Annotated in this window: 24 protein-coding genes; 2 read left to right on the plus strand and 22 right to left on the minus strand. The window is 61.1% G+C overall.

Annotated elements, in window-relative coordinates; genetic code table 11:
- Positions 1-200: 200 nt before the first annotated feature.
- The gene (locus B8784_RS22200; RefSeq protein WP_407646485.1) at positions 201-791 is read left to right on the plus strand and encodes an HNH endonuclease; all 591 of its coding nucleotides are present in this window, start codon (positions 201-203) and stop codon (positions 789-791) included.
- 112 nt (positions 792-903) lie between these two features.
- On the opposite strand, the gene B8784_RS12435 is transcribed toward B8784_RS22200, so the two are convergent.
- The gene (locus B8784_RS12435) at positions 904-1,380 is read right to left on the minus strand and encodes a gene transfer agent family protein (protein WP_084398274.1); all 477 of its coding nucleotides are present in this window, start codon (positions 1,378-1,380) and stop codon (positions 904-906) included.
- Positions 1,381-1,498: 118 nt separating this feature from the next.
- Here B8784_RS12435 and B8784_RS12440 point away from each other — a divergent pair, with 118 nt between their 5' ends.
- A complete protein-coding gene (locus B8784_RS12440; RefSeq protein ID WP_084398275.1) occupies positions 1,499-2,074 on the plus strand; it encodes an HNH endonuclease in 576 nt (191 codons plus the stop codon).
- On the opposite strand, the gene B8784_RS12445 is transcribed toward B8784_RS12440, so the two are convergent.
- The 21 genes from B8784_RS12445 to B8784_RS12540 all read right to left on the minus strand — a co-directional run bounded on the left by B8784_RS12445 (position 2,071) and on the right by B8784_RS12540 (position 17,089).
- Entirely contained in the window at positions 2,071-2,520 is a 450-nt protein-coding gene (locus tag B8784_RS12445; RefSeq protein WP_084398276.1) for a phage tail tube protein, read from the minus strand. The two genes, B8784_RS12440 and B8784_RS12445, sit on opposite strands and share 4 nt — an antisense overlap.
- A gap of 105 nt (positions 2,521-2,625) precedes the next feature.
- Complete coding sequence (locus B8784_RS12450) at positions 2,626-3,045, minus strand: DUF3168 domain-containing protein (RefSeq protein ID WP_084398277.1); 420 nt, start codon at positions 3,043-3,045, stop codon at positions 2,626-2,628.
- Complete coding sequence (locus B8784_RS12455; RefSeq protein WP_084398278.1) at positions 3,032-3,331, minus strand: hypothetical protein; 300 nt, start codon at positions 3,329-3,331, stop codon at positions 3,032-3,034. The genes B8784_RS12450 and B8784_RS12455 overlap by 14 nt, the downstream gene beginning before the upstream one ends.
- Positions 3,332-3,336: 5 nt before the next feature.
- Positions 3,337-3,747, minus strand: coding sequence for a hypothetical protein (locus tag B8784_RS12460; RefSeq protein WP_084398279.1), 411 nt, complete (start codon positions 3,745-3,747; stop codon positions 3,337-3,339).
- Entirely contained in the window at positions 3,740-4,099 is a 360-nt protein-coding gene (locus B8784_RS12465) for a head-tail adaptor protein (protein ID WP_084398280.1), read from the minus strand. The genes B8784_RS12460 and B8784_RS12465 overlap by 8 nt, the downstream gene beginning before the upstream one ends.
- Positions 4,099-4,473, minus strand: a complete 375-nt coding sequence (locus tag B8784_RS12470) for a DUF4054 domain-containing protein (RefSeq protein WP_084398281.1) — start codon at positions 4,471-4,473, stop codon at positions 4,099-4,101. Before B8784_RS12470 ends, B8784_RS12465 begins: the two co-directional genes overlap by 1 nt.
- Positions 4,474-4,476: 3 nt before the next feature.
- The gene (locus B8784_RS12475; RefSeq protein ID WP_084398282.1) at positions 4,477-4,758 is read right to left on the minus strand and encodes a hypothetical protein; all 282 of its coding nucleotides are present in this window, start codon (positions 4,756-4,758) and stop codon (positions 4,477-4,479) included.
- Between the two features lie 57 nt (positions 4,759-4,815).
- Positions 4,816-5,835, minus strand: a complete 1,020-nt coding sequence (locus tag B8784_RS12480) for a major capsid protein (protein ID WP_084398283.1) — start codon at positions 5,833-5,835, stop codon at positions 4,816-4,818.
- 55 nt (positions 5,836-5,890) lie between these two features.
- Positions 5,891-6,268 (minus strand): head decoration protein, encoded by a 378-nt coding sequence (locus tag B8784_RS12485; RefSeq protein WP_084398284.1) that lies wholly within the window; start codon positions 6,266-6,268, stop codon positions 5,891-5,893.
- 3 nt (positions 6,269-6,271) lie between these two features.
- The gene (locus B8784_RS12490) at positions 6,272-7,420 is read right to left on the minus strand and encodes a DUF2213 domain-containing protein (RefSeq protein ID WP_233356113.1); all 1,149 of its coding nucleotides are present in this window, start codon (positions 7,418-7,420) and stop codon (positions 6,272-6,274) included.
- 67 nt (positions 7,421-7,487) lie between these two features.
- Complete coding sequence (locus B8784_RS21610) at positions 7,488-7,652, minus strand: hypothetical protein (protein ID WP_158085670.1); 165 nt, start codon at positions 7,650-7,652, stop codon at positions 7,488-7,490.
- A gap of 94 nt (positions 7,653-7,746) precedes the next feature.
- On the minus strand, positions 7,747-8,400 hold the full coding sequence (locus tag B8784_RS12495; RefSeq protein ID WP_084398286.1) for a hypothetical protein: 654 nt from the start codon (positions 8,398-8,400) through the stop codon (positions 7,747-7,749).
- Entirely contained in the window at positions 8,357-8,890 is a 534-nt protein-coding gene (locus tag B8784_RS12500; protein WP_084398287.1) for a DapH/DapD/GlmU-related protein, read from the minus strand. The genes B8784_RS12495 and B8784_RS12500 overlap by 44 nt, the downstream gene beginning before the upstream one ends.
- Positions 8,887-9,471, minus strand: coding sequence for a motility associated factor glycosyltransferase family protein (locus B8784_RS12505; protein ID WP_084398288.1), 585 nt, complete (start codon positions 9,469-9,471; stop codon positions 8,887-8,889). The genes B8784_RS12500 and B8784_RS12505 overlap by 4 nt, the downstream gene beginning before the upstream one ends.
- Positions 9,468-9,797, minus strand: coding sequence for a hypothetical protein (locus B8784_RS12510; RefSeq protein WP_084398289.1), 330 nt, complete (start codon positions 9,795-9,797; stop codon positions 9,468-9,470). The genes B8784_RS12505 and B8784_RS12510 overlap by 4 nt, the downstream gene beginning before the upstream one ends.
- Before the next feature lies 1 nt (position 9,798).
- A complete protein-coding gene (locus tag B8784_RS12515) occupies positions 9,799-10,074 on the minus strand; it encodes a hypothetical protein (protein WP_084398290.1) in 276 nt (91 codons plus the stop codon).
- Positions 10,071-11,849, minus strand: coding sequence for a phage minor head protein (locus B8784_RS12520; protein ID WP_084398291.1), 1,779 nt, complete (start codon positions 11,847-11,849; stop codon positions 10,071-10,073). Before B8784_RS12520 ends, B8784_RS12515 begins: the two co-directional genes overlap by 4 nt.
- On the minus strand, positions 11,846-13,741 hold the full coding sequence (locus B8784_RS12525; protein WP_084398292.1) for a phage portal protein: 1,896 nt from the start codon (positions 13,739-13,741) through the stop codon (positions 11,846-11,848). The genes B8784_RS12520 and B8784_RS12525 overlap by 4 nt, the downstream gene beginning before the upstream one ends.
- Complete coding sequence (locus tag B8784_RS12530; protein WP_084398293.1) at positions 13,741-15,411, minus strand: hypothetical protein; 1,671 nt, start codon at positions 15,409-15,411, stop codon at positions 13,741-13,743. The genes B8784_RS12525 and B8784_RS12530 overlap by 1 nt, the downstream gene beginning before the upstream one ends.
- A complete protein-coding gene (locus B8784_RS12535; protein ID WP_084398294.1) occupies positions 15,398-15,901 on the minus strand; it encodes a DNA-packaging protein in 504 nt (167 codons plus the stop codon). The genes B8784_RS12530 and B8784_RS12535 overlap by 14 nt, the downstream gene beginning before the upstream one ends.
- Positions 15,902-16,030: 129 nt before the next feature.
- Positions 16,031-17,089 carry an RNA-guided endonuclease InsQ/TnpB family protein gene (locus B8784_RS12540; RefSeq protein WP_084398295.1) on the minus strand — a complete coding sequence of 353 codons (1,059 nt, stop codon included), beginning with the start codon at positions 17,087-17,089 and terminating at the stop codon, positions 16,031-16,033.
- Positions 17,090-17,115: the final 26 nt, after the last annotated feature.

The following is a 17,115-nucleotide window of genomic DNA, read 5'->3' on the forward strand; positions in this document are numbered from 1 at the left end:
ATTGGGGTAAGGTAGCGAACCCGCCCCGGCGTTGGCGCGCCAAAGCGGGTTCTGACCAATCAGCCTATGTGGAGGCTCTCATGGCTACTTCCCGAATATGTTCTATCGACGGCTGCGGCAAGCCGGTTAAGGCGCGTGGATGGTGCAAGGCCCATCATCTACGTTTTCTCCGGCATGGCTCCCCCACGGCTGGCGGCCCGATGCGAAATCATAATCATGACGGCCAATGCAGCGTCCGCGACTGCCAGCGCCCGCATTTGGCCAAAGGGTTTTGTTCCTCACACTATGCCCGCGTACAGAGAAGCGGCTCTCCCTCGCCCCGGAGGCCCTTCAAGACAAACCAGAAAAAGCATCTGGCATTTTTGGGCCAAGCCCTCGACTCTGACACTGACGAGTGTATCGAGTGGCCATTCAGGTTAACCAAGCAGGGGTACGCGCGAATATCACTGTTTGGAAAACCCGTTTTCGTTTCTCGGGCTGTCTGCGCACAAGCGCACGGAGCGCCACCATCTCAAAACTGGCATGCCGCCCACTCCTGTGGAAATCCTTGCTGCATAAACCCCAAGCACTTGAGCTGGAAAACCGCAGCCGGGAACATGGCCGACAAAATTGAGCATGGGACACATCAAATCGGTGAGGCCAATCCGCACGCCAAACTGACCGAAGACCAAGTGCTGGAAATGCGCCGACTTAGGCCCTCCCATTCCCTTTCTCAGCTTGCGGCAATATTCGATGTGACGCCAACAACCGTCAGCGGAATAGTCCGCCGCAAGAGTTGGACTCACATCTAAACCCTCACATCGGGCAGGTTCATTGCCCGGATGCGGTCGAGCGCAGCATCGAACTCTTCATCCGTCTGCGCTTCAGATCCTGAAGGCTTCATCAGCTTGTTGTGCTCGGCGATCATGCCTTGCCACTGCCAGAGCGTGAGGTCTTCGATGGCTTGCGGGCTGACGCCTTTTTCGAGGCCGACCGCGTAGCAGGCGGCGAGGTTGAGGTATCCGTCCCCGCCGCCTTCTGCTTTTTTGGGCTGTCCGCCTCCGGTGTCGTCTCAGCGACCTCGTAACCTTCGACGCAGGCGCCGAGGATGGCGAGGGCATGGGAGTGCCATTCGGCGAGCGGCCACTGATCGCAATAGCGTTCGATCAGCTTGCGCGCCTCCTGGGCATCCATGCCGCCGCCGATGAGACCAAGCCTGACGGTCTCAATAAGGTCGTTACCCTTGTAGTCGCCGGTGAGGCAGACCCGTTTCCAGAGCGTACCGATTGGGGCTGAGCAGCGTTCTTCCAGCTCCGCGATCCGTTTGAGCGGGAGCCGGAAGAGATAGTCTGCGTCTGCGAACTCAAGCGTGACCTCGCAGCTTCGATATTTGGTGGACAAAAAACGTCCTCCCTAGCCTGTATTTACGGGAGAAAAGACGTTAGAACAGAAAGCGAACCCGCCCGGCGCGCCAACGCCAAACGGGTTCTAACCAAGCCAACCTTTGAAGGAGGTCGAAATGGCTACCCAACGTCTATGTTCAGTTTCGGACTGCGGCAATACGCATTACTGTAGGGGCTTTTGCCGCGCCCATTATTCTCGCTTCAAGCGATACGGTGACCCGCTGGCCGGGCGAATACCCACTGGCTCGACCGTGGCGTGGCTGGAGCAGCACGCCGACCATGAAGGGGACGCCTGCCTGCCGTGGCCATTCGCGACCGCGAAGAACGGCTATGCGAAGATCAGGATCGACGGGACAGACACATGGGCGCATCGCGTCATGTGCAGAATGGCTCACGGCGAGCCGCCGACGCCAAGACATCACGCCGCTCATTCGTGCGGCAACGGCAATGAAGCCTGTTGCAACCCAAACCACCTGAGATGGGCGACCCCGAAGGAGAACTTTCGGGATATGCTGAAGCACGGGACGTACCCGCGTGGCGAGAAATCCGGCAACTCCAAGCTGACCGAAGCCGATGTGCGCCGCATCCGGTCGTCTTCAAAATCCGGCGCAGCTTTGGCCCGAGAGCTTGGCGTCTCAAGGAAGCTCATAAGCCTCATTCGAAGACGCCAAGCATGGAAGCATGTCGCCTAGGCGTTGCCCGGGCTAAAAGTCGGCTTGCCATTGAGCGAAATGCCGATGCTCACCTGCGCACGCTGGCCGCGCGAGAAGGTTTCCTCATACGAGGTCAGAACAGCCGGGGCTTCGTAATAGCCGCCGCCGTCAGCCGAGGAGAGGTCGAGGAACCAGCGGACATTCTTTTCGCCGCCAGCCATCAGCCAGTCGTGCCACGTCTGCTTCGCGGTCTTGTCGAGCACACCTGAGCCGGAAAGCGTCATCTGCTTGGAGACCTCATCCGAGATCAGCCAGGACGGAAGGTCCGGGTCGTCACAGTCGGGAATGTTGGTCGTGTTGCTCTCGATATTCACCGTCATGGTGAGTTCGGTGAAGCCGCAAGGTGCTTCGAACGTTTCCGAGGAAGCGCCGTCGCCCAGCATGATCATTGCCGAGCCGAACTTGATGGTTTGAGCCAGTGCCATAGATGGGCATCCTTCTATTGGGCCGCGCCGCTTCACAGCGGTGCATCACGAGGCTGCCCAGACCTCATGTCGTTGATTCCTCCGCCTGGGCCGGGCGGGGTCTTGCTATCCGGTGGTGATCACCGAAAATTCCATGATTGCGTGGTAGTCGGCGCTCTCGTCGCCATCTTCGAGGATCTGCGTTCGCTGCCAGTCCAGCGAGACGAGACCAAGATCGTTTTCAAGCGGGAGCTGATCGGAAGACAGGGCTTCAACAATGACCGCCGCCAGTTCGGCGCAGTCGCTTTCGTCGGGACCGCGCGCAAAGGCGTGAACCGTGATCGCGCTGTCGCTGCCGCCCCAGCATGAAGCCTCGAAAGGCCGTGTGTCAGGGACACCGTAGCGGATGAAGGGCCAGGTCGGATTGTCCGGCACGCGGCGGCCATAGATGCGGGTCGCGGTCACAAGATCGGTCACGGCCGACACACTGCGCAGATAGGCGACGACCGCGCGCCGGAGCGGGAGCGAATGATCAGCCGGCGTCACGGTCTGCCGTACCTGTCAGCTTGCCGAACATGGATTGCTTTTTCGGGGCGTCTTCGGGCTGGTCCTCTGCCTCGTCGGTGAGGAAGACTTCGGAGGTTTCCGGTTCGGGTGTGGCTTCCGTTTCCGACTTCGAACGCCCCTCAGTGCGATAGCCGTTCCCCTTAGCTTCCGCGTCATCCGCACAGGCGCGTGGAACATTCTCCTTTGCGCCCTCCTGGAAGGTCCGCACGGCCCGCTTGCCGGGCACGCGCCATTCGTGTTTCGAGGTGAACTGAACCCAAGGCATGAGGGCTATCCTTTCCTGTTCACGCGGTTCACGCCCGCGCGGATGTTGACTGTGTATTGCGCGCGTACCTTGTTGGCGGCGGGCCTCATAAACGGTCGTTCCTCTACCTTGCTTCCGCCGTACTCCAACACGACACTGTAGGGCGCCGCGGACTCCGCAACCGCCTTGAGCGGCGCTGTCCGGCGGGCTGTCGTCTTCGAGGTGAGAAGCCCGGTATCGAGATTGGGAGGCTCGCCCGGTTTGGACGGCACATGCCCCGCGCCCTGGACCGAGCCGCGCGCAATCAGGACATGCGCCTCAGCCCGCACCTGATCGGCGGCGATGAAGACGCGCTTGCCAAGCTCGTTGACGAGCTCGCGCCCGCGCATCTGCTTCAGGTGCTTGCGGTGGCGGTTGACGCCCTTGAACTTAGCCATTGGTCGGCCTGCCCTGGATGGTCCATGCGGCCTGCGCCGGGTCTTCCTCGATGGCCTGAATGGAGTAATCCTGCCCCCGGATCGTGATCTTGCTGTCGAGGTCCGGCGAGATCGCCACATCCTTCTGCAGGATGATCAGCTTCACATCGGTGCTCGGGATGTTGGCCTGCGCACGGGTATAGGCGCTGTAGGCTTCGACCATGCCCTTTGCGGCGGCGGTCTGCTCGGTTTCGGTGAAGCCGCCATAGCCGTCATCTGTGAGCGTCACCTTCGTGATGGTCGCATCCAGCAGGAGCGGGGCGAAGACGCTTCCGAAGACTTCCTGAAGATCGCCGCCGAGAAGTCCGGACATCAGCGCGACCCTCCGAGTGCGATCACAGCAGGGTGATTTCTCTTGAGGATCGCGAGAAACCGCTTGCCGTAGGTGGTGAGGTTGTAGGTGCTCGACGATGCTGAGCCGCTGCTTTCGCGCTCCAGTTCGAGCGAGCCGAGCTTCAGCCGGCGAAAGCCTTGAAGCTGTGCCTCACGGGTCGCGCCGAGGCCGTCCATGGTGAGCTCATGGGCGGCGTGCAGGCTCTCGGCTTCCTGCCGATCGTCAGCCATCCACGAGGAGTCGACCACCCGGCGCGCCCGGTCCAGTGCGTCTTCGATGACAGCATCATCGACAGTCGCAAAGGCCGGGAAACGCGCCTTGAATGTGTCGGCATCGGCGGGCGTGTAGGCCATGGCCTATTCTTCCTCGCCGTCTTTCTTGGTGTCGGACTTGGGCTGGCCACCATTGCCGGAAGTCTTGGTGCTTCCGCTGTCCTTCGATGCGGACTTGCCGCCGGACTTGGAGTCCTTCGCTGGCGTTATGATCACATCGTCGCGCGCGAAAGCCTCGACTTGTTCCGGGGCGAACTCGTATTCGCAATCGACGGTCTTCGTCTCGCCGCGCTTGACGACTTCCGTTCCGCCAAAAACCTTGAAGGCCTTGCCGAACGGGGAGTTGTTCTCGATCTCGTATTTCATGGGGAGTCTCCTGAAATGAGAAACGGGGGCGCTAAGGCCCCCGCCCCGATATTCGGCTTAGGTGTTGCCGACAGCCTTGCGCAGCACGCCCGGACGCTGGCAGAAGTACAGCGGGTAGCTGTACTGTTCGCCACGGGTCCAAGCCTGACGATCGCGGTCAAGAACGTTGATCGCGTAGATGTCCTGGCCCAGCGTGTTGACGTACGGGCCGAACTCAGCCGGCGCCATCGCCTTCTTGAAGACGCCGCTCGCCCCGACCGGGAAGAACTTCGCTTCGTTGGCAGCCACCGCAACCGTCGAATTGTCGTCGGTGCCGCGATAGTTGTGCCAGGTGATGCCGCCAAAGGTGAATGCGCTGAACGCCTTGTTCGAACGCAGGTCTTCGGCTGCCGCCCAGTTCTGGTAGGTCTTCTCGACAGTCGGATGCGAGATCAGATTGTCGTAGAACGTGTCACCGACGAGTGCATGCACGCTCGTCTGAGACGTGAATGCACCCTTCGAGGACCGGGCCATGGCGCGGGTGACCGCCTGACACTTTTCGCGAACCTTCGTCGTGCTCGTGGTGAGCGCGAAGTCGATGGCTGCGGCTTCGCTGACGCCGAACTCGGAGAAGTAGTCGTAGATCACCGTAGTGCCGTCAGCATCAAGCAGCTTGCCTTGGAGCGCACCGAGACGATGGTACTCGTGGGTGAGTTCCATGTCGTCGCGGACGCGGGACATGCGACGCAGGTATTCAGCCTGCACCTGCATCAACTCGGTTTCGGACCCGAAGCCGCGAATACCCTGCACTTCCTCGGCATAGAGCGTGAAGCCCTTGGCGAGGCGCGTGGTCTTCAGCGGAACCGCGCTGCGGTTGTCCTTGACCAGTTCTTCCGGCGGAGCGCCGGTCGGAGAGGACGGGATCAGCGAGAGTGTGCCCTCGCGCTCGTCCACGAAGACGGTGCGGGTGCGAACCGGCATGTCTTCGAAGATGCCCAGCTCACCGAGCAGTTGCGGTTTGTAGTCGGTTTTCTCAACAGCGCCGGTCAGCGAAGTCATGCTGAACGCAGAGCTGTTGAACACATCCATGGATGCCATGATGAAAGTATCCTTCTATGGGAAAGACGCGCTTCTCAGCGGGCCAATAGTGGTGCTAGCGGACGATGATGCCCTTGGTGGCAAGCGCCGCGTTGGCGGTTGCCTTGGCTGCGTCGTCGGCTCCATCCACATAGGTGAGATGAGCGCCAACGACTTCGGCATCACGCTCGATCAGGGTGACAACGCGATCGACGGCCGATCCGCTGTCGTTCACGAGCGTCTCGTAGAGAAGCGCCTGGTTCTCCAGATCACCAGAGGCGAAGCTGAAGTCCGGATTGACGTACTTCTCGGCAGACGTGTCGTAACCGAGGATGGTGCCGGCCGCGAGCGTGGTGTTCGCCGGGACAACAACCGTGGCGGTGCCACGAGAGCGATAGTTGTTCGCTTCCGAGACGAGGAATTGCGCGTTACGAGCGCCTTCGGTAAGTGCCATGGGTTATGCTCCCTTCTTGGCGTTGACGCCCGCACGGGCAAACACGTCATCACCCCAGTCGGAGAGATCGACGACTTTCGAATCTTGGATGCCATCAGACAGAGGATTGCGAGGTTTCGCGTCGGCGGTGAGGTGGTCGAACAGACCGGCGACATAGTCGTCGGACTTGTCTTTCACCTTCTCGTCACCGAGCTTGGCGGCAACGGCCTGCTTCTTCAGGTCCGCATTCGAGACGTTATCCGTCTTCAGGCTCGGCGCGATGGCCTTCACCTTGGCGACGATATCCGCGCGATCGGCGACCATCTGGTCGAGCTTCGCGTCGTCGAACTGCTTCGACTTCAGATCCTCGATCTCGGCGTCTTTCTTGCCGAGTTCGGTGTCCTTGGCCTTCAGGTCGGCTTGCGCCTTTTCGAGCGCAGCCTTGCTGTCCGCCAGCGCCTTATCAGCGTCGGCGAACATCTTCTGGATGATCGGGGCAGCAGCTTCCGGCACATTGACCGGCAGCCCGTCCCTGACAATTTGAGTGGTCTTGTCGGTCATGACCGAGTCCTTTCTTTCGTGGTCTTCCACAACGGAGGCACGCGGCCCCCAAATTGAGCGGTCTTTCCCGCCGTCCCCCGCATCGTCTCCGATACGGGTATTCCCAGCCCGAGGGTTGTTGTCGGGCAGATAAGCAACGTGATTGAAGCGCAACGGGCTGGCCTGCCGGTACTGGTATGGCGTTCCGTCCGGGGCGACGCCCTCGTCAGCGACGACCTGCACCGTGTAGCCTGCCGACAGCGAGCGGGCGCCGTCAGCTACCTCCTTCGCTGCGGTCGCGTCCATGATCGCCATGGGCGCGACAACATGCTCGCCGTCGCGCTTGATCGTGCCGCCAACCTGGCCCTTTGATAGCTCTTTCCAGTTATCGGCGGTGACGGCGGACTCGGGGTGGCCCCGCGTCACTGGACGACCGGCAAGCGAGAGCATGCTCTGCTCATCGAACACCGTGTCAGGGTCGCGGTACACACCGAACATCTTTGTGGCGTCGTCGCCGGTGAGACCAAGTTCGGCCCCGTAATATTGCTGGACGTTCCCGGCCCGGCTGACCTTGGCGTCACCGATCAGGTAGCCGTCCTTGGTCATCTTGAGGCCGGAGGCATCAAGCGTCACGCTGTCTCGAATGATCATTTAAGAGCCCTTCGCGGCTATGGTTTTGCGTTCGGCCCCGTTCGGGGCTTCACTTCAATTCCTTGATCTTCCGCCCCAGTTCGGAGACGAGCTGGCTCATGCGCCTGTCGTTCTCCCACCTCTCGTTGCGGTCCCGCAGAATCGTCAAGGTGAGAAGCAAGCAGCTGCCCGCGAATATCACGAATGTCGCTGACTGAAGCAGATCAACCCACATGGGGGCCTCCTATTTCCTGTAACGGCCCTGGTTTATCGAGCTTGAGACCACGCAAGGGTCCGGGGTCAGCCCGCAGCGCTTCGGTTGTCATGGATTATCTCCAGTGCTGGGCGATCCAGCTCTCATCGAGTTCGTGCGGCTTGGACTCGCCGTGGAAATATACGATCCGCCCATCCCCCAGCCCGTCCGGCTTGACGTGGCACTTGTAGCTCAGCACCTGCCCCGGAAAGAGCGTGTCCAGAACGTCCGGGTTCTGCCGGCGTATCCATTCCATGTCGTTCTGCCCGCGCCAGCGGTCATAGACGTAGGCATGCCCGGCAGGGACCAAGGCCACCCCGTTGCACACCCGAGAGGGCCAGTACGGATCAAGCGGCACGGCAATGCGCTCTGCGGTGAAGCAGTATTCCGCCAGAGCATCACAATTGCCGGTGACGATGGTATCCAGCCCGACGAGGATCATGGGCCGGTTCAGCCGGTAGGGTTCGATGCAGTCGCCATATCCCGGCGTCCGGTTGGTCATGAGCCTTTGCGTGATCGGCTCCTCGAAGTCGCGCTCCCGGTCGGTGAAGCAGATGAACTCGAAGGGTGCAGTCAGGTTTCGGGCGAAGCCGCGATAGAGCTTTTCGGCCCAGCTTTCGTCATAGGCCTGGCTGAAGCTCTTGCTGTTCTGGTTGCTATCCCAAAGCAGCGTGGCGACGACGAGATCAGGCCGCAAAGCGAACCCGCCTGTTCTGACGGCAGATTTCATCTTCCATCGTGATCGGCCGCATTTCTCCGTGCTTCATCCAGACATGGCAGGCAGGCACATCCTTGGACACAACCGACCCGGCGCCAATCATGGCCCCGACACCGATGCGGACGCCGGGAAGGATGACGCTATTCGCGCCGATGCTCGCATCAGGCTCGATAATGATGGCCGGGCGATCCTTGTAGGCCGACACATTGAACCCGTTCTTCCCGGCGCGTGGCCAGCCATCGTTGCAAAGCGTGACATTCGGGCCGATGAAGACCCGGCTCCCGATTTGAAAGCCGGGACCAGCGGCCAGATTATGCGCGATGACCGTCTCGTCACCGACCGTTGATCCGTCGATACAGGCCCCGCTGGCGATAGAGCAGTCTGCCCCGATCACAGCGCCACGGATCACAGAAGCAAATTGCCAGATGCGCGTGCGCGCCCCGACCGTCGCCCCTTCCACGAGTGCTTTCGGGTGGATAAACGCGTCGGGGTGGATGCTCATTGCGGGTGAGTCTCCAGACACGGGAAGCACTTCAGGGCAGAGTCCGGCGTAGCGTTGAACACCGACACCCGATCACCCAGCCGCGCCGCCATGGCTTCCAGCGAGGGAATGAAGGTGGTCTCGTACATATTGACCGGCGTCTTCACGCGGTGGTCGTCGTGGTAGTTGCCCGGCCGCATGTCGAAGCCGTGCAGGATGATGCGGTCGGCCCCCATGAGATAGGCGAGGTTCAGCGCCATTGCTCCGCCACATGCCCCTGCGAGTTTATGTGGCTGTTCGCTCAGCGTGCCGAACTTGTCGTGCTGTAGCTCCGTGACAGGCCACGGCAGCTCCCAGCCGCGCGGCTCCTGAAACTGTCGGATGACCCGCCATTTGCTCCGGTTCAGGTGCAGGCGCTCCCGGTTCCAGTCGAACCAGCGCCGATCCATGACAAACAGAACATCAGCATCGGGGAAGACATCGAGGCCCGCATTGTTGACCGCGATCACGGGGTCAGAGCCGAGGGTTCGGATATCGAGATCGTTGATGCTGGGGCCGCCTCCGAGGATGGAAATTGCTTTGCCCCGGAATGCGCCGATCATGCAGCGTCGCGCTTCAAGCGATGCTGTGGAGGATCGCCGCCGCCGTCCAGTCTAACACAAGTCGAAACGTTCATCCGGCAATGAACAAACCCGCCGGGCAAAGCCTTGCGGTAAGTGATCGTCCCCTGTGCTTGAAAGTTGGTGTCATCACCAAGGAAGCGGAAGACCATGTTGTCCCGCGCGGGCGTGACGTGCGGCTCAACCTTGATGGTTGCGTCAATCGTCAAACGTCCATCGCTATTTTCCACCTCCATCGCCTTAACGACACCGCAAAGCTCGAAGCGCTCTGGCGTACCGCCATCACCAACCAATAGCCAATTCATCATATCACCCGATCTTCCCCAGCGCGCCCGGCGCGATATTGATGGTCAGCCCGCCCTTGCCGTCGAACTGGACGCTGCCGGCCTCCGAGGCCGTGAAGATAGGCTCGCGCGGCAAGCCTTGAGCCACACGCGCTGCAATCGCCCGGACATCGAAGCTGCCTTCCAGCGAGACTGCGGACATATCGTCTGTCTCCACCATCATCAGGCGTGGGGCCTCGCCCTCCGAGCACTGGGCCTCAAGCGCCTCCATCAGGAGCGCTGTCACGTTTTCGATCTTCATAGGCTTCCTTCCACGTCGATGACCGGCTCGGAGACACAGCCGCAATTCCCAACCCCGGTTGTTCCTGCTATGTACCAACCTGAAGCAGTTTGGAAATTGTACACATGCCCCTCCCAAGCCCGACTGAAGCAGACCTCGACTTTGCTATATCGAAGCTCGACGCCGGCGAAACTCTCAAGTCGATTGGCGCCATGGTCGGGTTCCATCCCGATTGCCTGTCCAAGCACCTCCGCTCCAGGCGCGGATATCGGATCAGCCGCCTCGGCCGCCGCCCTGCTAACAGCATACAGTACGATGAGGCGGAAGCGATCCGCTGTTACCTTGCCGGCGAGTCCGTCAAATCTCTCAGCGAGCGCCTTGGCCCCATCCGCAAGACCATCACCGAAATGCTTAAGCGCAATGGCATACCAATCAGAGGCGCAGCTGAGGCCGGGCGCATCGTTTGGGATCGCATGACGCCAGAAGAGCGATTCAAGCAAACGGAGGCAGCCCACGCGGCTCTGACGGGTACTAAGCGCCCAATGCGGCAGCGCCTCAAACGCGCCCACACGTTCGAAGTCAACGAGAGCCGCGTGGGCATGTTCGAAGACATGCTCTGCAACGCCCTGGCTGATGCAGGCTGTGAGTTCACGCCGCAAGCCGCCGTCGGCATCTACAACGTCGATATCCTCGTCAGCAATAATGTCGCCGTGGAAGTCTCCACTTCTCCCGTTGGTCGATACCGATCCGAGAATGGCCTCGCCCGCTGCAAATATCTCGCCGATCGAGGGCTCTCGCTGTTCTATGTACACGTCGCTTGCATGGAGGCGGCTGACGCTCGGCTGAGCGATATAGTCGCCGACATTCAGCGCCTCAGCCGGCTTCCAGCCGGTGTTCGTGAGAATCGGGTGGTTCGCTGTACAACTTACTCTTTCGCCCGCTTCCGTAATGAACTCGGTCAGATGGCCGCTGTGCCAACGGCGCCAGATTTTAAGTACATCGTCGTGGATGCTGACTGGCTGCCCTGACGGGAAGCAATAGATGGCCATACCCGGCTGATCGCCTGCGGGTTCACCCAGCTTGTAGATCCGCCCGTCTCGTGCCTTGTGCTTCGGCCGATAGCGGCGCTTCTGACTATGTCTCCAACGGTACGCTGTCACCCCGGCTTCCGACATGCGAATCCGGGTGAGTTCCCCATTGAGCTTCTGGGCCTGGTCGACGGCGATGGTGTTTGCGCGACGCCGCGCGATGGCGAGACGGCTTGTCAGTTCCTTAGCGATCTCCCGGCGGGGCGTGCCCTCTGTGAACCCGCGCCAGACAATGTCCGCGATTTCCTTCTTCGTCTTCGCGTCCACGTCCTTAACCAGGTTGGCAATCTGGTTCTGGAAGGCCTTCACACGGGCCGCGTTTTCCTTACGGTCGATGAAGGGGAAGACATCAATGCCCGTCCCGGCCTTCACCGCATCGGCCCAGCGTTGCTCATGCCAACGGAGGGCGTCTCTCACCCAGCCGCGCACATCTGCCTCGACTGAGACAGTTGCACCGGCCGCTTGCGCCTCCGCTATCTTGATCGCCTCAGCAAGGTCGTCGCTTTCGTCGTCCTGCGTCAGCGTGGATATAGCCTGACCATAGGCCGGGCGAATCCGGTCGATGACCTGCCGTTCCCATGCTCGCACCGGACGGACCACGATGCGGTACAAGTCCCGCTTCAGCGTGTCCGTGATCTCGATGCCGCGAAGCACGCGGTTCTTTCGCAGGCCCTCCTGCCGGGCCAGCTCGGCTAAATCGAAACTCATGACCGTTTGACGAAGCGCCCGCGTGCGTCACGGGGGAGCGCGTCCTTCGTGTTGGGGCGCCAGCTATCGACGAACTCCTCGAAGATTTCCGGACCAAGCTCAATCCTGCCGGTGAACGGCTTGACCTTCGACAAGTCCATGTCGCCCGCGCCCTCATAGACGATCGAGATGTGAGGCTCGAAGGACGGGAAGCTCCATTCCGCGCCAGTCTTGCGTTTGATGTCTTCGTGGCGCCAGGACAGTTCCGACGATGCGAAGTGCAGGACAACGGCGCCCTTGTCGCCAAGAGGCTCGACGATACGAGGTCCGCCAGCCGGAACAATCAGCTTGCCGTCGCGCTCCTGAAGGAAGGTGTCGGACGCCTTCATCCAGTCTACCGGCGTCTTGGAGTGCATAATCGTTACATGCATGTCGTCGGCGGCGAGCGGCTTCTCGAAGCCCTGCTCTTTCGCCCACTTCACGATCTCGCCAGCGTTCAGTACCTTCCGATGCACATACAGCGTGCGGGGCTCCGCATCGGCCGTCTGCGTCGGGTCCGCTTCCGGGTCGTCTGGATCAACCGGCGCGTCAGGGTCCGGATTGTTTGGATCGCCGGCATTCGGGTCGAAGTCCGGGCTTTCCTCGCCGAACTCTTCATAAGCCGCCTCGATGCCGGGCCACTCTCCTGACTCTATCAGCACGTTCCGCACCGCCTTAGCCAGAACCGCGGACGGGATAAGGCCGGTAGCCGAAAGCTTGGATACAGTCTCTGAGCGGTCTTTCTCTATTTTGACGCGCTGGTCATCATCAAGCTGCCAAAGCGGATTCCACTTGTACCAGATCGCCTCGTCTCGAGAGCCGAGCGCCGAGCGGATCAGAACCTCATCCAGCCGCGAGAGTGTCGGGCCAAGCGTGAGCGTCTGTTCGGCGCGGATGCGGTCGTAATAGTTGCGAAGCGCGCTTTCGCCGTCGCTGTTCAGCCCGCCGGGCGCCTGACCAAGCAGCCGGGTCGCCGGAATATCGGACACGCCGGAGACGATCTGCAAGTACTCGCGGATGATCTCGGGCAGGTTGGAGAAGCTGATCTGCTTCTGTTCATATTCTTCCTCGGCGTCGAGGATCAGCCCGTTGACAATCGACTTGATGGCGTTGGCCGTCTCGAAGCGCTGGACGAGCCGGCTGGAATATTCCTTCGTGGCCAGGTTCTCCATGAGACCCGGCACCTTGAACACGTCGACCTTCGCCTCCTGGACGAGGGACGCAATGCCGGAGATCGCAGCGCCTGCATTCTGCAATGCTTCATTGACCGACTGAAGAATGCTGTCGCCCCAGCCATGCGGGGAAAACTGATAGTCCGGACACTCATTGCCCGTGAAGCGGACGACGCGGGAGGGGTGAACGCGGTACAGGATGCCCGAATCCGTTGTCCACTGATAGTATTCAGGCTCGCGGAACCATTCTCCTTCCGGATCAGTGCGAAGTGTCGAGGCAACAAGCTCATGCCGGTGCATGACGTGCGCCCAGCGCAAATCATCCTTGCCGACACGCTCCGGGTCCAGCGGCTCCATCGGGTCGTCGGCGCCCACACCCATGACGATGCCGGCGCCGCCGTATAGCCGCGCAAGGATCTGCGCCTGCTTGACCTTGCCCCGGATATTGAGACGGGTCTCTTCCTTCTCGATGGCCTCGATCTGGTCACTGTCGGCCTGCCAGGCACGCCACTCGCGCACCATGTCGAAGGCTGGCGCATCGACGACCTTGCGAGACAGGCCGTCGCCGCGATAGGCGTTCGACAGTTGCTCACGGGATAGTTCGGCAAAGCCCCAGCTGTTGGCCGCAGTCTTGTCGCGCAGCCCGCCGAGGCCGGAAAGGACGTTGGCGAGCCGGTCGCCTATGAAGGTCATAGCGCCCATCACAGATTGTCCAGCGTGTATTTGGACTTCGGCGGAATCGGATGCAGGCACATGATCGCGCCGTCCGCGAGGTTCGGCGAGCGCGTGCCGTCAGGGGTCTTGTTGATGATCAGCTTCATGTTGGCGCTCTGCCCCATGGTCGGCTGGCTCAATTCCTTGACCAGCGTGTGTAGATGCGGGAGGTCGCTCGATATCGAGACAAGCTCGTCGGGCTCCCATGTGAAGCCGGGCTCATGGATGGCCCGGTATGTCTTTTCGAAGCGGCGGCGTGCGAGCCACCAGGCCTGAGCCTTGAGATTGGCGGCGAAGTCCTTCCAGAGCGGGCTGTTGCGGTCCCTTGGCTCCACATGGCCATCAGGATCCAGAACCTTTGCCCCGGCATTCCATGGCACAAGGTTGAGCCCCTTCGGCATGTCGCCGTTCTCAGCAAGCCGGTTGGCTTCCGCCTTCACGCCGGCACCGACCCCGATGGAGTCGTATTGAAGCGCTCCACCTTCCGGCGGGGCCGCTGCGATAGCCTTGCGTGTTGTGACCCCCGTATCGCGTTCAGACCATGTGTCCGAAGCGCTGAGCAGGATGCCATGCCGCCAGATGGTCGCGTTCGTATCGATACCGCCGTCGGCCACGTCGAGCGCGCCGATGTGCGGGCCGGTGACCTCGATGCCGAGCTTGATGTGTGCGTCGATTGCCGCCTTCACCCAATCAGCGGGGATCACGATGCCTTCCACGGCAGCGGCGTAATCGCGGTCAACCTCCTGGGCGAAGGTGTGCAGAAGCCCCTCGTCCTGAGCCTGTTTTTTCCGGCGGTCATACCAGGCCTGATCCTTGGCCGGGTGGTCGCGCCAGTCCATGATGAAGACGTTCGTCGCACCCTTCAGCGCAGGCTTGCCGGTCTGCCATTCATGGCCAGCTTCCCGGCGCCGGTAGAAGACGTTGCCGATACCATTGACCGAAGAGATGTCGATCGGCACCCGCGTGTTATCCCCAAGTGCCGCCTCGATCAGTTCAGGGCGCTCATAGTGGGCGCTCTCATCCTTGAAGTAGATGAGCTTGCGGCCGCCGCGTCCGATATTGTCGCCCGCCTCGCCGGTGATTGTCGCCCCTGAATCCGGGTTGATCACCTTCATGTAGGACATGTGCTCGTCGGGATTGAACCCATCCGGCCAGAACTCGCGGGGCAGCCCCCGGATCACCATTCTGATCTTCTGGAAGATGCTGTCAGGATCGCCGATCTTGTCGACCAGGATTTCCTTTCGAGACCCCCAGCCGACGGCGGCGCCATCCCAGAACAGCCAGAGCCAGACCGAGAAAGCGACGGCCACCCAGGTCGCGCCCATGTCCCGGCACTTCTCGACCAGCCCCCCGGTCTCGCCTTTCAGGCAGGCCATGAAGAAGCCGACCAGGTCGACCTGCCGGGGAAAGAGCTGCAGCGGCAAACGCGCCGGCAGGTCGGTGCCTGCGTTCCGCGGGTCGTAGGTGTCGACCCAGTGATTGATGAACTCGACTGGGCGGGTGCGGTAATATTCCTTGGCGCCGAAAGCGAGAACCGGGTCGGCCCTCAGCCGGGATAGCTGGCGCTGCCTCCATCCGTACACCGGGACAGGATCAGGCGGCCACTCTCCTTCAGCAAGACCGTTTGGAACCGGCCACTCGGCCTCATCCTTCGCCATGGTTCAGGGAGTCCTGATAGGCCTCCGCTGCTTCCTTCGCCGACATGGACTTGTTCACCGTCTGCATCGGACCGCCATTCGGGCCGCTGTGTTCATGCTTCTCGGCAAGGCCAAGGTCACGGGCGATGATGCGCGGGTTCAGCAGGTCGGCGGCAGCGCCTTCGAACTTCTGCTGGCGGATAATGGAATCCACTCGCGATGTGACCAAAGTAAAATCTTCGGAGCGCGTGCGGTATTCAGCCCATGTGACTTGAGCGATATCAAGGAAGTTGCAGAGGCCCGCGATGGTCATGGCGCGCATCTTGGGGACGGGGTGATCGTGGGCGCTGCCCTCGAACTTTACGACATCGACCCCATAGAGCGGGTTTTCTTCGACCCACTCGAAATATTCGACGCAGGCGCCCCATAGATCATCCGGGCTCTCGAAGATTGGCTTTCGCCCATGGGAGCTGCGGGCTTCCCAGAAACGGTTTCCTGCCGGTGCTGCCATGGCTCATATCGAGAAACGCTAAGGTTTCACCCTTTGGTGTTGGTTTGTGAGTGCTGGCCCTTGGACGGTTTCAGCTTCAGGTTTACAGTCCGGCGTATGAAGCCACGGTCGCTTGACATCCTACCCGCCCTAAAGGACGGGCATTCCTCCTGCGAGACGCTCATGCCCGAGCGCGAGAATGTTGCGGGCGGCGTTCACATCGCGGTCGTGGACCGCCCCGCATGATCCGCATTCCCATTCCCTTATTCCAAGCGCGCCCATACCTTTCGGACTGCTGTCGGGAATAACCCCACAGCACGAGCAACGCTGGGTGGTGAAAGCCTCGTTGACCTCTTCGAAAACGATGCCTGCGTGATCGCATTTGTATGACAGCATCGTCTTGAGCATCCCCCAGCCAGCGTCGAGCGCAGACTTGGCGTTGCGGGTCTGAGACATGGCCTTTGAGGATACGTTGCCGACAAAGATGGCGGCATTCGCATCGACCAGTTTGCGCGACAGCTTGTGCATCGCGTCTTTCCTGCGGTTCGCGGCCTTCGCGTGGATGGCCGCAACCCGCTTCTTCTTGCGGGCGCGCTGGGCCGTCGCAAGATCGGTCTCGATCCCGCGATACCAGCGCCCCGTTTCCTTGGTGCCATCGCTCACCGTTGCGGCGTCCTTGCACCCGAGGTCTATGCCGACGGACGCCGCGCCTTCGGACGGGCGGGCCTCGAACTCGACCACGACGTTGAAGTACCAGAGCCCGCGCGCATCCTCGCTGAACGATGACGAACGAAACTTGTAGTCGGCCAAGCCCCAGCTATCCCAGACCTTGAACACGGTGCCGTTGTGGTAGACGCCGCCATTCTTCCACTGAGCCATGCCCGTATTGATCGGCACCCAGCCAAGAGAGCGGCGCGCACCATAGGACTTGCGCCACGCGAGGCGGCGCCTTTTGAACTGCTTCCTGCGGGTCGCGTATTCCTTGCAGACCTGAACGGGCGTGTGGCTGTGCAGGCCAAGTTCCTGGTTTACGCCCTGCACGTACTTCTGCAGATCAAAGGCCGACAGGAACACATCGCGCTCGCGGATACTGCGCTCACTCAGTTCGTTGACGTAGTTCCAGACAAGGTTGACCGACCGCGCCATGCGGCGAAGCTGGGCAGAGTGGTTGTCCTTGACGCGGACGCGGAGGGTCTTGGTCTGTTTCATGGTTTGACCTATCCGGTTCGGGGCCG

The sequence above is a fragment of the Henriciella aquimarina genome, from assembly GCF_002088975.1.
Classification (GTDB): domain Bacteria; phylum Pseudomonadota; class Alphaproteobacteria; order Caulobacterales; family Hyphomonadaceae; genus Henriciella; species Henriciella aquimarina.

Coding starts and splice junctions, on each gene's coding strand:
- B8784_RS12515 (WP_084398290.1), bottom strand. CDS start 10,074: ATGAAGATCGAAAACGTGACAGCGCTCCTGATGGAGGCGCTTGAGGCC.
- B8784_RS12510 (WP_084398289.1), bottom strand. CDS start 9,797: ATGATGAATTGGCTATTGGTTGGTGATGGCGGTACGCCAGAGCGCTTC.
- B8784_RS12470 (WP_084398281.1), bottom strand. CDS start 4,473: ATGGCCTACACGCCCGCCGATGCCGACACATTCAAGGCGCGTTTCCCG.
- B8784_RS22200 (WP_407646485.1), top strand. CDS start 201: ATGCGAAATCATAATCATGACGGCCAATGCAGCGTCCGCGACTGCCAG.
- B8784_RS12530 (WP_084398293.1), bottom strand. CDS start 15,411: ATGGCGAAGGATGAGGCCGAGTGGCCGGTTCCAAACGGTCTTGCTGAA.
- B8784_RS12535 (WP_084398294.1), bottom strand. CDS start 15,901: ATGGCAGCACCGGCAGGAAACCGTTTCTGGGAAGCCCGCAGCTCCCAT.
- B8784_RS12525 (WP_084398292.1), bottom strand. CDS start 13,741: ATGGGCGCTATGACCTTCATAGGCGACCGGCTCGCCAACGTCCTTTCC.
- B8784_RS21610 (WP_158085670.1), bottom strand. CDS start 7,652: ATGTGGGTTGATCTGCTTCAGTCAGCGACATTCGTGATATTCGCGGGC.
- B8784_RS12455 (WP_084398278.1), bottom strand. CDS start 3,331: ATGCCTTGGGTTCAGTTCACCTCGAAACACGAATGGCGCGTGCCCGGC.
- B8784_RS12465 (WP_084398280.1), bottom strand. CDS start 4,099: ATGTCCGGACTTCTCGGCGGCGATCTTCAGGAAGTCTTCGGAAGCGTC.
- B8784_RS12440 (WP_084398275.1), top strand. CDS start 1,499: ATGGCTACCCAACGTCTATGTTCAGTTTCGGACTGCGGCAATACGCAT.
- B8784_RS12520 (WP_084398291.1), bottom strand. CDS start 11,849: ATGAGTTTCGATTTAGCCGAGCTGGCCCGGCAGGAGGGCCTGCGAAAG.
- B8784_RS12540 (WP_084398295.1), bottom strand. CDS start 17,089: ATGAAACAGACCAAGACCCTCCGCGTCCGCGTCAAGGACAACCACTCT.
- B8784_RS12480 (WP_084398283.1), bottom strand. CDS start 5,835: ATGGCATCCATGGATGTGTTCAACAGCTCTGCGTTCAGCATGACTTCG.
- B8784_RS12495 (WP_084398286.1), bottom strand. CDS start 8,400: ATGAAATCTGCCGTCAGAACAGGCGGGTTCGCTTTGCGGCCTGATCTC.
- B8784_RS12485 (WP_084398284.1), bottom strand. CDS start 6,268: ATGGCACTTACCGAAGGCGCTCGTAACGCGCAATTCCTCGTCTCGGAA.
- B8784_RS12475 (WP_084398282.1), bottom strand. CDS start 4,758: ATGAAATACGAGATCGAGAACAACTCCCCGTTCGGCAAGGCCTTCAAG.
- B8784_RS12445 (WP_084398276.1), bottom strand. CDS start 2,520: ATGGCACTGGCTCAAACCATCAAGTTCGGCTCGGCAATGATCATGCTG.
- B8784_RS12460 (WP_084398279.1), bottom strand. CDS start 3,747: ATGGCTAAGTTCAAGGGCGTCAACCGCCACCGCAAGCACCTGAAGCAG.
- B8784_RS12505 (WP_084398288.1), bottom strand. CDS start 9,471: ATGATCGGCGCATTCCGGGGCAAAGCAATTTCCATCCTCGGAGGCGGC.
- B8784_RS12500 (WP_084398287.1), bottom strand. CDS start 8,890: ATGAGCATCCACCCCGACGCGTTTATCCACCCGAAAGCACTCGTGGAA.